Source organism: Alcanivorax sp. (assembly GCF_019431375.1).
Classification (GTDB): Bacteria; Pseudomonadota; Gammaproteobacteria; order Pseudomonadales; family Alcanivoracaceae; genus Alcanivorax; species Alcanivorax jadensis_A.
Window position 1 is genome coordinate 2,943,442 of the sequence record NZ_CP080267.1, and the last position, 15,573, is coordinate 2,959,014.

The following is a 15,573-nucleotide window of genomic DNA, read 5'->3' on the forward strand; positions in this document are numbered from 1 at the left end:
TACCTGAAAGGGGCAAGTTTCAAGTTGCAAGTTTCAAGGCGCGGTAAAGGGCGTCGCGAATGACATGGCCTTGCCCGCGTGCCACTCCGGTGAGAGCGCGAGAGACAACGCTGTTGGCCGGCACCACCCTGACACGCGTTGAAACTTGCAACTTGAAACTTGCTCCTTCCGTTACCGTGCGCGTTCGACCCGTTTGTGCTGGGCCAGCAGGTGGCGGGCCAGGTTGGTGAGTTCGGCGATGCTGCCGACTACCGCATCCGGGCGGTGGGGGTGTTTGACGGTGTTGGGGAAGATCTTGTCCAGCCAGGCCTGGCCCCAGCCGGCGCCGTTGTAGAAGATGGAGGTGATGCCCGCTTCCTTGGCGGCGATCACGTCGGTGGTGCTGTCGCCCACGTACCAGCAGCTTTCCGATGGCGGAATGCCCAGTTTTTCCATGGCCAGCAGTAGCATTTCCGGAGACGGCTTGCGCTTGCTCACGTCGCTGCCGCATACCACCACATCGAACAGGTCTTCCCAGCCGGTGCCGTCCACCAGTGCCAGTTCGTGTTCGAGAAAGTCCCGCTTGCGGTTGGAAATCAGGCCGACCTTTACGCCGATGGCGCGGATGCGTTCCAGTTGTTCGCGGATGTCGTCCTCCAGCGGAAACACTTCGTCCACGTATTTCTTGTAGGCCTCGTCGAAGGCCTGGTGAGCACGCCCCTTGGCGTCCTGGTCGCTGCCGAACAGCACTTCGAAAATATCGGTGCGGGAAATCTTTCGTTGCGACACGATCTTGGGGTGCAGGCGCTGGTTGTCTTTCACATAGATCAGCAGCTTGGCGTCTTCGATGGTTTTGGAATCCTCCGGGTCCAGCAGCCGGTCCCACAGGTCCAGCTCTTTCAGGTGGGGCAGTACATCGTCCACGGCGTGGTACATGGCATCGTGGGTGTCCACCAGGGTGGCGTGCCAGTCGATGAGGATGGCCTCGGGTTTTGCGTGGGGCAGTTGCAGAATGCTCATGGTGCTCAGTCCTTGCCGTTGACAATTTTATTGTTAGCACAAAACCTGTGGCGACGTTGTGAACCCGTGGCGAATGGGGACTGGTCAGGTTGCTGGCCACCCGTATAGCATCTCTATTCAGGGTGGCATTGTGCAAGGGAGTGAAATCATGGTGTGTGCTGTAGGGAAGAACGCGCTGGGCTGGGTGGTGCTGGTCAGTGGCTTGTTGCTGTCGGGGTTGTCGCTGGCCGGTGAGTTGCCGTCGGACGAAGCCATTCGTTCCGCGCTGAAACAGGCCCATGAGCGCTATAAAGGCCTGGATGACGGTGCCAACGCGGATTATATCCCGGCCCTGGCCAAGGTGGATTCGGACATTTTCGGCATTGTGCTGGTGACGGTGGATGGCCGGGTGTTCAGTGTGGGTGATGCGCAGTCAGAGGTATCGATCCAGTCCATCTCCAAGGTGTTCACCATGGCCCTGGTGACGGAAGAAAAAGGGGTGGATGTGCTGCCAAAGAGTGTGGGTGTGGATGCCACCGGGCAGGTTTTCAATTCGATTCATGCGATTGAGCAGCATAAAGGCCATGAAATGAATCCGCTGGTGAATGCCGGTGCGATTACTACCACCAGCATGGTAGAGGGTAAGGGCTATAACGATATCTGGAACAGGATCCTTGGCTTTTACAGTGATTTCGCCGGACGTGAGCTGACGGTACTTGAAGACATTTACCGCTCTGAAGCCGAGACCAATCAGCGCAATCAGGCCATCGCCCACCTGATGTATGCCTATGGGCATATTGAAGGGGATCCGTTGCAAGCCACGGATATTTATACCCGCCAATGCTCAGTGGGCGTCAATGCCAGGGACCTGGGCATCATGGCATCCACCCTGGCCAATGCGGGTGTTAACCCGGTTACCGGAAAGGCACTGGTGAAACCCGAAAACATGCCGGAAATTCTGGCAGTAATGGCGACGGCCGGACTGTATGACGATGCCGGTAAATGGCTTTACCAAACCGGGCTGCCGGCAAAGAGTGGCGTCGGCGGTGGCATTATTGCCGTGTCGCCGGGAAAGTTTGGTATTGCTGCCATTTCCCCGCCGCTGGATGAAGTGGGCAACAGTGTGCGTGCCCAGAAAGCCATTGCCGATATTTCCGCTGCTTTGGGCGGAAACCCTTACCAGGTTATGCCTTACGAAAAATGATGAAGAACGCAATATTTTTTCAGCCTGCATCAGCGCGGCTGCGTCAATTTTTGGGGTCGTTGATTAGGGCAGGAAGGCGGGTGGTTATTGCCAGTCTGGTTGCCGGATTCAGTTGCCATGGTGTTAATGCGGACCAGACCTATGAAGCGGCAAACAGGGAGGCGCAGCGATGGCAGCCACCGGCGTTTGATGTTCAGCAGTGGGACTGGATACAGGTGGATTCCGGTGAGTGGGTAAAGGGCCGGATCAAGACGCTCCACAATCAGTCGGTTGAGTTCGATAGCGATCATTTTGACCTGATTTCCATTGATTGGGAGGACATCGTTTATATCCAGACGGGCCGAACCATGGCTGTGCTGCTGGATGGCGGCAACATCATCCTCGGCAAGCTGGCCACGGAAAACGGCAGGCTTATGGTGGGTGGCATGCAGGTGCCGTTCGAGCAGGTGGTGGGTATTGCTTCTGCTTCTCCCAGGGAATTTGATTTGTGGTCTGCGGATGTGTCTGTGGGTCTGAATTTTCGCAGTGGCAACGTGGAGCAAAAAGATCTCAACACCAAGGCTGTTCTCAAGCGGCGCACGGTGAAGAGCAACACTCGCATGAGTTATACCGGTAATTACTCGGAGTCCGAGTCCGAGCAACTGGCCAATAACCATACGGCAGAGGTGACCCACGACTACCGGATTAGTCATAAATGGTTTGTCAGGCCGATCCAGGCCCAGTATTACAGGGATCCATTTCAAAACCGGGCGGCGGAATGGACGGTGGGTTTCGGTGCCGGTTATCAGATTTTTGATACGCCCAAGATTGACTGGTCAGTGGCTGCCGGGCCGGGTTACCAGCGAACGGAATATGTGGATGTGGTGCCGGGTGAGGATCGAACTGTGTCCACGCCCGCTTTTCTTATGGGGACGTTCTACGAGCAGGAACTCACCAGCAATATCGACATCCATCTGGATTACCAGGTGACCTTGACCGAGAGCAAGGCCGGTCGGGCCAAACATAGTTTCTATTCCGCGCTGGACGTGGATCTGACCCAGCGTCTGGATCTGCGTTTAGCCGGGACCTGGAAGCGAATCGAAAGGCCTCAGTCGGACAGTGACGGGATTACACCGAAAAAGGATGATTTTACTGTCACCCTGGGGCTGGCTCTGGAGATTTGAAAACGCAAAGACCGCGTCCTGAGGTTGGGGGCGGCCTCTTGCGTTTGACGACAGAGGGGCTGCCCCGCGTGTTATCAATTATCCATTATTAATTGCTTTTTGCTTGCGTTGTTCGACTCAGAGCTGGCCGAGTACGGTCTCGGCGCTGCTCTTGTCCACGCCTTTTTCATCCACACCCAGGTATTCCACCACGCCATCGTTGGCGATCAGGGCGAAGCGTTTGCTGCGGATGCCCATGCCGCCACCGGTGGCATCCAGTTCCAGGCCCAGGGCCTTGGCGAATTCTGCGTTGCCGTCCGCCAGCATGGTGATGTGCTCGGCATTCTGGTCTTTCTGCCAGGCATCCATGACGAAGGCGTCGTTGACCGCCATGCAGGCGATGGCGTCAGCCTTTTCCAGAATGGCATCGGCGTTGATCACGAAGCCGGGCATGTGGGTGTTGGAGCAGCCCGGGGTAAAGGCGCCGGGTACCGCGAACAGGACCACTTTACGGCCCTTGAAAAAATCACCGGTGTCCAGGTCTTCGGGGCCTTTGGCGCCGTTGGTCTTGATGGTGAGAGCGGGAAGGGTGTCGCCGACTGCAATGGTCATGATTGGCATCCTTTCTGAAGTGGATGTCCACTGTAACAAAGACGCAGTGACAGAAAAGGGGAGAATGACAGGAGAGCAGAAACAGAAAGCGCCCCGTTAGAGGGGCGCTTTCTGTGGTTCAGAGGATGGCGGATTAGCCGAGCAGACCCAGCAGGCCATCCAGTATCGGACCCAGTACCGGGATGGTGGTCAGGGCGTCGCTCAGCGGGGCCAGCAGGCTGCTGGCTTCGCTTTCACCCAGCAGGGCCACCAACAGGTTGCCGACCAGGTCGCCTACCAGCGGCAGCTGTTCCACCAGGGCAGAAACGGTATCCAGCAAGTTGCCGTCCTGGTCCATGATGCCGTCCAGCAGACCGGAGGGGTCGCCGCTCAGCAGGCCGCCCAGCAGGCTGCTCAGCAGGTCGCCGAGGACCGGAAGCTGTTCCAGCATGGCCAGGTCCGGGGTGAGGATGTCGCCACCGGCGCCACCTTGCAGGGTGGTGAGGATCTGGTTGAGCAGGTCGCCCAGTACCGGGATCTCGTTGAGCATGTCAGTGCCGGGCAGCAGCTCGCCGCCGGTGCCGGCGCCGGTGAGAGCGGACAGCAGGCCATTGAGTAGGTCACCCAGCAGCGGGATCTGTTCCAGCAGGCCGGTGAACTGTTCCAGCTGGCCGGCGGAGTCGGTCAGGCAGTCCAGCGGGTTGGCGGCATCACAGGACACCGCGCCCAGCAGCTGGTTGACCACATCGCCCAGTACCGGCACGTTGGCCAGCAGGTCGGTGACCATGGTCAGCTGATCGCCTTCCAGGCCGCCCATCAGGGCTTCCAGGCTCAGGGCGTCGGTGGGCAGGCCACCGCTGTCGCCACCGGCAACACCGTTGAGGATGTCGCCCAGCACCGGAATTTGTGTCAGCAGCTCAGGCAGGGATTGCAGGTCGCCGAGGGTGCCGAACAGGTCGCCGCCGTTACCCAGCAGGCCGGCCAGCAGCTCGCCCAGTACCGGGATCTGTTCCAGCATGGCCGGCAGCTCGCCCAGCAGTTCCATGTTGCCCGGGTTGGCCAGGCCAGCCAGCAGGTCTTCCAGGATGGCGGGATCCAGCGGGCTCTCACCCATCAGTTCGCCGATGGGGCCCAGGTTCTCGCCGGCAGACAGCAGGCAGGTGAACGGGTCAGAGCCTTCCGGACACAGTTCGCCGAGACCGCCGGTCAGGTTGAGGATGGAACCCACGCCGCCCAGTACTTCGGTGATGCACTGCTCCGGGTCAAACGCATCGGCGCCGGTGGCAATGGGGCACAGGGCCATGGACAGGCTGTTCACGGTGCCGATCAGGGGTTCGCCCATGGCCAGGTTGTCAGCCACCTGGGTCAGGCATACCTGCGGGTTGAGCGCGTCGTCGCAGCCCAGGTAGCCCAGCACGCCGGCCAGGGTGCTGTCCGGAACGGTGTTGAGGACTTCCAGCAGGCACTGCACCGGGTTTTCAGAGCTGGGGCACAGCTGCTGGCCGATGGCACCGCTGTTGTCCAGAATTCCACCCAGGGTGTCCACCAGATAGGGGACGCTCTCTTCCAGACAGGTCGGCAGGAAGGTGGGCTCGGTGACGCTGCCAAGCAGGTCAGTGTCGGTGGCGGCAACGGTGTTGGCGCAGAGCAGGCCGAGTACGTTGTCGTTACCCAGGGAGATGTTGGTCAGCGCTTCGTTCTCGCAGGCCAACACATCAATCACGCCGCCCAACTGGGTGCCCAGCAGCGCCTGCGGGCAGACGGAAGCGGTGAAGTGGTTGTTGGTGTCGACCAGAGTCAGAAGCTGCTGCTTCTCTTCTTCGGTGAGTGGCGGGGTGTCGTCGCCACCAGTGGTGTCACCATCATCGGTTTCGCCACCTGTCTCATCGCCGGTATTGCTGCTGTCATCGCCGCTATTGCCGGTTTCTTCATTGGTGGAGTTGTTGCTGGCGGGCGTGCTACCGCCGCCGCCGCCACCGCAGGCGGCCAGAGTGACGAGCAGAGAGCTCATCAGCAGGATTCTCAAAAGATGTAGCATGGGTACTTCCCCCTTTCTTCCATGAACACAAAAGTGTGTATGACAGGCGTATCAGCGCGATCCACCCATGCGCGCAACTATATAAAACTCATTGCTCAACCAATGTTGGCTAAAAATGTCGTTTTGTATCTGATGTTGCAGTGTTTTGTAATGCACACTGGGAGTGCTTGAATGGGTGCGCAGGTAAGTCGCTGGGATATCAATGAAAAGGAGGCAAAATGACGCAGAATATTGTAATCACTGGAGCAAATAGGGGCATCGGCCTTGCACTGGCAAAACACTGGAAAGCCCGTGGCGAGCGGGTGCTGGCGGTGTGCCGGCAGCCGTCCAGCGCATTGCTAGACAGTGGTGTGGAGATTATTGATGGCGTGGACGTGAGCACCGCTGACGGGGTCACCAACCTGACCAGCGCTCTGGGTGATACGCCCGTGGATATTCTCTACAACAACGCTGGCATCATGCTCAGTGAGACGGTGGACGAAATGGACTTTGAACAACTCCTGGACCAGTTCAAGGTCAACACCCTGGGCCCGCTGCGCGTTACCATGGCATTACTGGGCAATCTCCATGAGGGCAGCAAGGTAGGTCTGATGACCTCGCGGATGGGATCCATCGCGGATAACACCTCCGGGAAGAAGTACGGTTATCGCATCAGTAAGGCCGGTTTGAACGCAGCGGGTAAATCCCTGGCGCTGGACCTGCATGACCGGGGCATCGCGGTGGCCATCCTGCATCCGGGCTGGGTGCAGACCGACATGACCGGGCATAGCGGCAACCTGACGGTGGACGAAGCGGCTACCAACCTGATTGCCCGCATGGATGAACTGAACCTGGAAAACAGCGGTACGTTCTGGCACTCCGATGGCAGCGTGTTGCCCTGGTGATCGCGGTTGGCGTCTTGATTTAGAAAAACGTTTCATCAACGAGAGCATAGGGTTTCCGGCTTTCGTTGGAGCGATGCTCGCATGGCGAAGGGTTGGAGAGGGTTCGCCATGCAAGCATGGCTCCAACAGGGTGAGCGGGCTTGATGGTCTCGAGAACCGGATTTTTCTGTGGTCTGTGTTCTACGGAAAAAAATCAGCCCAGCAGAAAAGTATTCTCATAAAGCGCGGTCAGCCCCCGTTCCCGGAAGACCGGTTCATGGTCGAGAATCATTTTTCTGGAAAGTAGCGCTATGCTGTAGTCGTTCTCATAGAGGTTTCTTACCTGCGGTTCACCCACAGAAAACGGCGGGCCATCCATCTGCTGTTGATCATATTCCAGGGTGATAAGTAACTGCGGTGCCTTGTCGGTCAGTGTCAGTAGATGGCGAGCATAACGTTCGCGCATGGTATCCGGCAGGGCGATCAGGGCGGCGCGGTCGTAGATGGCATCCACTGCTCCCAGAACATCGGGCTGCAACAGAAAGATATCGCCTTGAAAGACGGTGAGATCGCCATGCTGGTAACGCTTGCCGCCTTGCCAGTCGGTGATGATCGGCTGGTGATTCAATGAGGCGAACAGATCGGTGACGGCTTTATCGGATAACTCCGCACCGATCACGCGATAGCCTTGTTCCAGCAGATAGCCGATATCCAGCGTCTTGCCGCACAGGGGAAGAAAGACGGTCTGGCCGGCTTTCAACGGCAGGTCGCCGAGGTAACGTTGCAGTAGTGGATGGACTTGCGGAAGGTGAAAGCCCAGCTCCGAGTTGTGCCATTTCTGATGCCAGAATTCCGGGTTCATGGGGCCGCCTGTTGGTGAACTTGTGCCTTCCACGGCGGGAAGGCTTGTGATCGCTTCTTGCGCTGGTAGGGTAGCTTCTTTTGCTCAGGGAAGGCAGACCATGACTCATGCAATACGTTTTCAGCATCGCCGTTACACCATTCGACGAAAATTCTTCCGGCTCTTCGGTGATGCCTTTCATCTTTATACGGATACCGGCGAGCTGGCGTTATATTCCAACATGAAGCGCTTCCGCATCCGCGAAGATATCCGCCTGTATGCGGATGACAGTCAGGAACAGGAACTACTGCGTATCTCCACCCGCAGTATTTTCGATTTTGCCGGTGCCTATGACGTGCATGACTCACAGAATAATGAGCATGTGGGCACCTTGCGCAGGGCGGGATTCAAGTCGTCTTTTCTACGCGACCACTGGACCTTTCTGGATAACGAGGGCCAGGAAATCGGCACGCTGGAGGAAGACTCTATGCTCAAGGCGCTGGTGCGTCGTTATATCGAAGTGCTGGCGTTTTTCTTTCCGCAGCACTACCACGTCACCATGGGCGACACGCCGGTGGCGGAATACCGTCAGCGGTTTAATCCCTTCATCCTGAAACTGGATGTGGATTTCAGCGCCGACCGTGACGGCCGGCTGGACAAGCGCCTGGGGATTGCTGCCGGGGTGCTGTTGTCGGCTATTGAAGGGCGGCAGGAGTAAAAAGATTCATCGCGGCTTAGAGGGAACGGAAGCGATCACCAACCGCGTAGGGTGCACTGAGCCTAAGGCGAACTGCACCGATTCGGCGTTTGATGGTGCAGTTCGCCTTAGGCTCAGTGCACCCTACGTTTTGAAAGCCGTGGGAATTTGCGGCCATAAAAAAATCCCGGACAGGCGTTTCCCGTCCGGGATGGCGTGCTGTGATTGAGGGAATCAGTGGCGGCGTCGCAGTCCGCCGCCAACCAGCAGGATCAGGAAGGGCAGTAGCGCGCCGATGCTGAAGGCGCCGCCACCTCCACCGCTGTAAGACGGCCGGTTGCTGGTGTACATGGGCTGGGCAGTGTCCACGCGGTTGCTGGCAGGGGCGTTGGCCTGGCGTTGTTCCTTGGCCAGTTTTTCGATTTGCCGGCGTTTGGCGTTGCGACGTTCGATACCGTATTCCTCGAAGACTTCATCGCGCAGTACCACCATGGAGGTGTAGTTGGTGACCAGGCCGTATTCCAGGCCCAGGTCGACGATGCCCTGCTGCAGGTCCTTTTCCTCACCGAAATAATTAATTTCCCGCTGCATGTCCTGGATGGTGGCATAGGCCCACAGTCGTTCCAGCTCCGGGTTGTCGCCGCCACTGGCGGGAAAGTTGAAACGGGTTTTGTATTGCTTGTCCTGACCGGCCACGTTGGCGCGCAGGGTGACTTTCGCCGGGCCGTCGCCCCAGTAATGGCCGAGGAGCACGATCTGGCGACCGTGGTAGATGCTGCCGATGCGCTGCGGTTGCAGATCGGCGGTGCGTACCCCGTCGATATCGATCGCCACATCGTTCATGGCCTGGTGGGTGAGCTTGGCGGTGGCGTTGAGAATCTGTCCGGCGATGTCATCGCTGTTGGAAACGCTGATGGCAAAGCCGTTGCTGGCGTCGGTCATGGCACTGAGCATGGGGCGGTTGGCACTGTTGCCCATGACAAAGGTGAACAGGCGAACGTCGTGGCTTTCCAGCAGATCGATAAAATCCTTCTGTTTGGTCTTGCCCACGTTGGCCACGCCATCGGTAACCAGCACGATGCCGGTGGGGCGGTCTGCATCAAGGGGATTGAGGGCCAGGCTCAGGCCGCCGAACAGGTTGGTGCCGCCGCGGGGTTTCAGCTGCATCAGTGTTTCCGTGTAGTGACGAATGCTGTCCGGGGTAGCGTCGACAAAACCGCTGGTGATTTCTTCGGCGCGATCATCAAACAGCACGATACGGAAACGGTCGCCGCCGCGCAGTTTGCCCAGGGCCTGGCTGACGCCGTCGGCCAGGGTGGCCAGCTTGGCACTCATGGAGCCGGAAATATCCAGCACGAACACCCAGTCGCTGCCGGTGGTGATCGGTGGCAGATCGTCACCGGGGGTAATGCTGAGCATGAAGGTGCCGCGGTCTTTCCCCGGCGCCTTGTAGGCCACCAGGTCTACGCTGCCGGGCAGGTCCTGCTGGTGGCGCCAGTAGACGACGATGTCCTGGTCCAGGGTAAAGGCGTTGGCCGGCTGGCCATTGGTGGTCGGTGGCGCGAAATTGGCGCTTTCGCTATTTTCGTCTTCCTCACTGGTAGCGGTGCGGTTATCCAGTGTTACCTGCCATTGCTGTGGGCCCAGTTGCTGGATCTGTGCCTGGGGGTGCTTGGGCAGGCGCAGGGCATCCACCGGGTAGCCACTGCGCAGGTTCAGGGTAAAGCTGAAGTGTTCTTCCACGCTGTCATTGGCGGTCCAGAACGCCAGCTTCTTTTCGTCCACGCCGCCCTCTTCCAGGGGGTACACATAGCGGCCGATGCCGGTGTCCACAAAGGCCGGCTGCATATAGACCAGCCGTACCCGGGTTTCCTGGCCGGCGCGTACCGGTTGCACCAGTACATCAAAGGCCTTGTAGCTGTCCTTCTCGGTGAGGCCCGCCTCGCGGCCGGCGGCCTTTTCCTTTTCGTAGACCTGACGGGCCTGCTGTTTTTCCAGCACTTCACCGATCACTGGCTTGCCGTCGATCCACACGGTGAACTCGGCCACGGTGCCGCGCTCGGGGACCGGGAAGCGGTAGTAGGCTTCCAGGTCCTGGTCATTGGGATTGTGGAAGACCTGCTCCACTTCGGTGATGGCGTAGCCGTCTTCCACATCCACGGTGACATGCTGTTCGCGGATCTGTAATGGCGGCAGGCTGCTATTGGCCGGGGTCATTAATCCGGCGGCCAACGCCGGGGTGGTGATGCTTCCAAGCAGCAGGACCAGGCCGGCAAACAAACGGGTGAATCCGTTCCTGAAACCCATGATGGTTCTCCTTGTTATTGATCACGGGAACAGTTGTAGATCATCGGACATGAATTGTTAAACGGTGTTCATTAACAATTCATGTCCCGGGGTGTTCAATAGGAAATGCTGGCCTGTGCCCTGGTATGCCCAGCAACAAGATGCGGTTTCACAGGCCTATTTTTCATAGGGTTTTATCGCTTTTAGGGTGTGCTTTGCTGCGTCTGGTTCGAATTTGTTGTGGTTGTGAAAAACCGGGATGCAGGCGGCAGATGTTGCGCGCTTAATAGGGGTCTTCAGGACCGTTGGTGCTTTTATCCCTGTGCTCACTCTGGTCCGCTTTGTTCGCGCGTTGCGATCGTCTTGGGAAACTGACCTGTCCCTGGAGGTGCAACATGCGACGCTCACTATTGCTCTATTATTGCCGACGGTTTCTTCCTGTTCTCACAGCCTGCTTGCTATTGGTACCCGCCGTGGAAGCCAAGGGGCCGCCACCGGGCAAAGGCGGCGGTGGTGGTGGGGGTTCGGTCACCACCACCTACAGTGGTGAGGCCACGGCCGTGGATATCACCCTGAAAACGTTTCTGCTCGGGGAGACCCGGGTTGTCCTCAACAATACCGGCATGCTGGATGCCAGTGGCGGCATGCGGGAGAAAGGCATCAGTGCGGTGGCGGAGACCGGCCTGGTCAATGTCGGGGCTGATATTCTTTCTGCTTCAGTGGTTGGCAGCGGTGACATGACACATGCCCAGTCCACGGTGGTGGGGCTGGATGTGTCGGTACTTGGGCTGTTGACGGTATCGGCCGCGGTGCTGGAGGCTCAGGCGCAAACCCTTTGTACTGATCAGGGCGTGGTGACGTCCGGGTCGTCGCGGCTGGTGGGCTTACGCATCAATGGCTACGACATTCAGGTATCCGGGCACCCCAACCAGACCGTGGAGATTCCCGGACTGGCCAGTGTGATCATCAACGAACAGATCGTTGATCAGAACACGATTGTTACCAATGCCCTGCATATCACCTTGCTGGATAACCATCTGCTTTACGGTGCCCTCAGTGCGGATGTGGTGATCAGCCACGCTCGCGCCGGTATTACTTGCGGCGATACGTTTGTCTGCCCGGTGAAGGATTTCGTCACCGGGGGCGGTCAGCTGGATGTGGCCGGCGGCAGATTGTCGTTCGGTATGGTGGGTGGTCTGAAAGCTAACGGCCTGAGCGGTCATTTCAATGGCGTTGACCATCGCAGCGGCGGCCCGCATATCCGTGCTCACGAGTTGAGTGATTATGTGCTGGTGGATGCCCTGACCCGGCGCCTGGACTATGTCTGCGATGGCACGGGTAACAGTCTGTGCCGGGTTACCGTTACCGACGCGGGTGAGCCGGGCAGAGCGGATTACTTCGCTATCATGTCCGGTGGATACGCCGAATCGGGGCTGTTGTCACGGGGCAATCTGCAACTGCACAAGCCAGGTCAGTGCGCCGTCGATGATGGCGGTGGCAAGGGCGGCGGAAACGGCGGAGGTAAAGGCAAGAAGAAATGACGACTGGCACGGTTCCGGTCATCACCGGAGCCGTGCTATTCCGCAATGATCATCAAGGTGAATTCCCCTTCTTCCTGAGCGGCCTGCTTGCCGTTGCGTAGCAGCAGGGAAGCAGATTCACCATGACAATCCGGGGTGTCGCTGGCGGGGATAAAATCAGCTTGTGCCTGGCTGATCCGGCCTGCGCCATCGCGGACCTGCAACGAATAATCCATGCTGCGCGGCCCTCGCAGGCAGAGCTGGTCTGCCCGGTATTGCCGTGATTCTGTGGCCTGCAACTGTGACAGGCCTTCTACCTTGAACGACGGCGGGATAATCAGCGTGATTGTCGCCCTGGCCGAGTCACTGACCGAGGAAGCGAAACTGACACTTCCTGCCATCATCAGGGCAGCGATCCATGCTGCCTTTGCCTTAAACATCATTCCTCCCGGAAGGAACTACGTCACACCTTCCATGATTCATGGTGGCGCTTTTTTGACCGCACTTACTAGCGCAAAGTGACTGAGTGGTTTTGTTTTGAGTTCTATAGAACGGCGTTCAGTCTGTATTTGTAGTTGTTTTCAGCAATGAAAACAGGCATATGCGATACCGGTATGACGTACGGCTACCGTTTATCGTCCGATTAGTGGTTATAAAAGCAGCGATGAAAAGTGTCGGCGATGGTGGTTTTGATGGGAATTGCGGTGCTATCTGTAACTTGCAGCCAGGCCTGTGAGGATTTTGTAAATAGCGGTGTAATCCATGTCTTACGTTCACTGGCGTCATTGTCTTACCCGGCATTGCCGGGATACGTACGGCGGTTCTTTGCCAACCTGCTACATTCCTCCCCCGCTGATGAATTGACGGATAGGGTACTAAGGATGGATTGCAGCAGCGCGGTAAAGAATAGCTACCTGGTATTGATGACTAGCCTGATGGCCGCCTGTGGTGGCGGCGGAGGAAGTAGTGAGGCAGGCCCGTCAAATTCGCCTGATAACAACAATGACAATGGCAACAACGAGATAGTGGCACTGGAAAGAGTGGCCGCTGCCAGTTTTGGTAGTGAAGAGGATGTTGTGCTGTTGGCCCCCGGGTCCTTGATGGATGAAACCCATTTGCCGCTGAGCCGTATGGCTCTCAATCTGAATGAGGCCCTGAACGTGGATATGACAGGGGCCGACCGGGATGATCAGAGCCAAGCCTGTGAAGGCGGTGGTGAACATGTGGTAACCGACCGTTCTGACGACGATGTGGCTTCGCCTTTTTCGGGCGCGTTGCATGATGTGATCGAAAGTGATGACCGAAACTGTTTTTCCAGCGACACAGTCGCAGGGTCAGGCAGAGCTGACGGTGTACGCCGTATTGGTTATCCGGTTTCCGGAATCGGTGGCGGGAATTTTTTTGCTGAAACCGATTTCATTGGGTTTGAGCATTCAGGCATGTCACTGGATTCCCCTTTTTCTGTGTCGCAATCATTCGATGATGATACGGTGATATTTTCCCGCTACTGGTATGGCTTTATCCATCTGCGCCGTGATTCAGCAGACGAAGACTACGGGAGTGCAGGTGGAGAACTGGAGCAGTATTCCGTTGTCGGCACCATGGCTATTGATGGTGACGGCAGTGGCACCGGAACCACCCAGTTAGGAAACAGTGAACAACAGCGGTTCTGGCTGGAATATGGCATAGACGGCGATATGACCTTTGAGGAAGGGCATATCGAGCGCTATCAAGGTCGTTATGGCTACTCCACCAATGTGTTGCCGGAGAGCTGTCCGCAGGGCAGTTTTCATGTGGAAACGGTTCAGGACCTGTACGTAAAGCAGGTGGCGGAGGACGAAGGGCTGCTGGATAAAGCAGACGAAGTCAGCAGCGGGTCTTTAACGATGGTGGATGATGCCGGCAACCAGGCAGCGGTCAGCTATGACGCCGGTGCTGAAACGCTCACGGTGACATTGAATGACAATGCGCCGAAAGCGTTTACCTACAGCCAGATAGAAGCCCTGATGACACAGCGCTGCGGCGGGTTTTGAAAACAGCGGCCAAGCCCGCTGTTTTCTTATCAACGTTATCGCTGTAATTGTTGCCGGGTCTGGTCGATCAATGCGGCAAAATCCGGTTTGGCGATGACTGCCAATACCAGGCTGAAGATGCCGTTCAGAATGGCCAGGTGCGCATCCGCCTGCATCAGGCAGAAGGCAATCACGATCATGGCAACCGCATCGAGAAGACCCAGCAGCAAGAACATGCTGGTCTGGACCTTGATGACGGCCTCCCCATCGGCGTTAGTCGGTGTGGTGCCTTGCAAGGGGCGCTTCGCGATGGCTGTCGGGGCCAGCAGCAGATTGCGGAGCGGTCTGGCCACCACCAACATCAGTGCCATGGCGCCAAGCGCACCCATGCGCAAGGTATCCTCGGGTAGCAGATCCATGGGGGCCTGATACTGGCCGAACCAGATCATCAGGGCGATGGCGATACCGATCATCATGGGGGCGGCGAGCACGGTGAACCAGAGCAGGTTGAGGCGTGGCACTGCCTGGTGGGAAGCAACGGACATGATGTCTCCTTATTATTTTAAACAACTAGCTTCGAGCTACTAGCTTCTAGTTAAGCGCGGGTCTGGCCCGCTAGGGCCTGAAGCGCCAGAGGCCGCGCCCCAGGTTTGGACGCGGCCTCTGGCGCTTCAAGAGAACAAGACCTGTCTCGCGTTAAAACTAGCAGCTAGAAGCTAGTGGCTCGCCACTGCTTCAGTCTCTGAAATTATTGAACTGCAGCGGCGTTTCGATTTTCGATTCGCGCAGCAGGGCCATCACCGCTTGCAGGTCATCACGCTTCTTGCCGTTCACGCGCACCTGGTCCCCTTGAATGGAAGCCTGCACCTTGAGTTTGCTGTCCTTGATCATCTTGACGATCTGCTTGCCGAGGGGTTGCTCGATGCCCTGGCGGAAGGTCAGTGTCAGTGAGAAGGTCTTGCCGCTGTGCTCGGGCTTTTCCGGGCGGTCGGCGCCGGCAACGCTGATGCCCTGTTTGACTGCTGCCTTGGCAAACAGCTCTTCCAGCTGCTGCACCTGAAAGTCCGACTGGGTCTTCAGGGTCACGTCCAGGCCATTCTGCTCAATGCTGGCCTCGACGCCACGGAAGTCAAAACGGTTGGCGAGTTCGCGGTTGGCGTTATCCACCGCGTGGCGCAGGGCCACTTCATCAATTTCAGAGACGATATCGAAAGAAGGCATGGTAAGTCCGCACGCATATTCTGTTGTAGGAAGGGGGCAATTATAGTCTTTTTTGATCCGCGAGTGGGCCCTGCGGGGTGCGCCGCCGATAGCCGCCGATAAATTGGTACGCTTGCTTCATATGCAATAAATGCCTCAATGGTTAGAGTGTGAGCGCACACCGGAGTGTGCTTACTCAAC

Annotated in this window: 14 protein-coding genes; 6 read left to right on the forward strand and 8 right to left on the reverse strand. The window is 57.7% G+C overall.

The features are described 5' to 3' along the window. Positions 1–171 precede the first annotated feature (171 nt). Positions 172–999, reverse strand: a complete 828-nt coding sequence (locus tag KZ772_RS13780; protein ID WP_290537103.1) for an HAD-IA family hydrolase — start codon at positions 997–999, stop codon at positions 172–174. Positions 1,000–1,147: 148 nt separating this feature from the next. On the opposite strand from KZ772_RS13780, the gene glsA reads away from it, so the two are divergent. Together glsA and KZ772_RS13790 are read left to right on the forward strand one after the other, a co-directional pair. Continuing rightward, positions 1,148–2,182, forward strand: a complete 1,035-nt coding sequence (gene glsA, locus KZ772_RS13785; RefSeq protein WP_290537104.1) for a glutaminase A — start codon at positions 1,148–1,150, stop codon at positions 2,180–2,182. An 80-nt stretch (positions 2,183–2,262) separates the two neighbouring features. Beyond that, complete coding sequence (locus tag KZ772_RS13790) at positions 2,263–3,345, forward strand: DUF481 domain-containing protein (RefSeq protein ID WP_290537105.1); 1,083 nt, start codon at positions 2,263–2,265, stop codon at positions 3,343–3,345. 117 nt (positions 3,346–3,462) lie between these two features. On the opposite strand, the gene KZ772_RS13795 is transcribed toward KZ772_RS13790, so the two are convergent. Both KZ772_RS13795 and KZ772_RS13800 read right to left on the reverse strand, forming a co-directional pair. Then, positions 3,463–3,936, reverse strand: coding sequence for a peroxiredoxin (locus KZ772_RS13795; protein WP_290537106.1), 474 nt, complete (start codon positions 3,934–3,936; stop codon positions 3,463–3,465). Positions 3,937–4,069: 133 nt separating this feature from the next. Continuing rightward, positions 4,070–5,926 carry a hypothetical protein gene (locus KZ772_RS13800; RefSeq protein WP_290537107.1) on the reverse strand — a complete coding sequence of 619 codons (1,857 nt, stop codon included), beginning with the start codon at positions 5,924–5,926 and terminating at the stop codon, positions 4,070–4,072. 245 nt (positions 5,927–6,171) lie between these two features. On the opposite strand from KZ772_RS13800, the gene KZ772_RS13805 reads away from it, so the two are divergent. After that, positions 6,172–6,837, forward strand: coding sequence for an SDR family oxidoreductase (locus tag KZ772_RS13805; protein ID WP_290537108.1), 666 nt, complete (start codon positions 6,172–6,174; stop codon positions 6,835–6,837). Positions 6,838–7,030: 193 nt separating this feature from the next. Here the strand turns inward: KZ772_RS13805 and tmpT are convergent, their stop codons facing one another. Next, positions 7,031–7,678, reverse strand: coding sequence for a thiopurine S-methyltransferase (gene tmpT / locus KZ772_RS13810; protein ID WP_290537109.1), 648 nt, complete (start codon positions 7,676–7,678; stop codon positions 7,031–7,033). A 100-nt stretch (positions 7,679–7,778) separates the two neighbouring features. Between tmpT and KZ772_RS13815 the strand changes: the two genes are divergently transcribed. After that, entirely contained in the window at positions 7,779–8,375 is a 597-nt protein-coding gene (locus KZ772_RS13815) for a hypothetical protein (RefSeq protein WP_290537110.1), read from the forward strand. Between the two features lie 213 nt (positions 8,376–8,588). On the opposite strand, the gene KZ772_RS13820 is transcribed toward KZ772_RS13815, so the two are convergent. Then, on the reverse strand, positions 8,589–10,661 hold the full coding sequence (locus KZ772_RS13820) for a VIT and VWA domain-containing protein (protein ID WP_290537111.1): 2,073 nt from the start codon (positions 10,659–10,661) through the stop codon (positions 8,589–8,591). Positions 10,662–11,035: 374 nt separating this feature from the next. On the opposite strand from KZ772_RS13820, the gene KZ772_RS13825 reads away from it, so the two are divergent. Then, on the forward strand, positions 11,036–12,181 hold the full coding sequence (locus KZ772_RS13825; RefSeq protein WP_290537112.1) for a choice-of-anchor P family protein: 1,146 nt from the start codon (positions 11,036–11,038) through the stop codon (positions 12,179–12,181). 35 nt (positions 12,182–12,216) lie between these two features. On the opposite strand, the gene KZ772_RS13830 is transcribed toward KZ772_RS13825, so the two are convergent. After that, positions 12,217–12,600 carry a hypothetical protein gene (locus tag KZ772_RS13830; RefSeq protein ID WP_290537113.1) on the reverse strand — a complete coding sequence of 128 codons (384 nt, stop codon included), beginning with the start codon at positions 12,598–12,600 and terminating at the stop codon, positions 12,217–12,219. A 240-nt stretch (positions 12,601–12,840) separates the two neighbouring features. Between KZ772_RS13830 and KZ772_RS13835 the strand changes: the two genes are divergently transcribed. Next, the gene (locus tag KZ772_RS13835; protein WP_290537114.1) at positions 12,841–14,193 is read left to right on the forward strand and encodes a hypothetical protein; all 1,353 of its coding nucleotides are present in this window, start codon (positions 12,841–12,843) and stop codon (positions 14,191–14,193) included. Positions 14,194–14,228: 35 nt separating this feature from the next. Here the strand turns inward: KZ772_RS13835 and KZ772_RS13840 are convergent, their stop codons facing one another. Next, the gene (locus tag KZ772_RS13840; RefSeq protein WP_290537115.1) at positions 14,229–14,717 is read right to left on the reverse strand and encodes a hypothetical protein; all 489 of its coding nucleotides are present in this window, start codon (positions 14,715–14,717) and stop codon (positions 14,229–14,231) included. Between the two features lie 190 nt (positions 14,718–14,907). Further along, on the reverse strand, positions 14,908–15,393 hold the full coding sequence (locus tag KZ772_RS13845; protein WP_290508887.1) for a YajQ family cyclic di-GMP-binding protein: 486 nt from the start codon (positions 15,391–15,393) through the stop codon (positions 14,908–14,910). Positions 15,394–15,573: the final 180 nt, after the last annotated feature.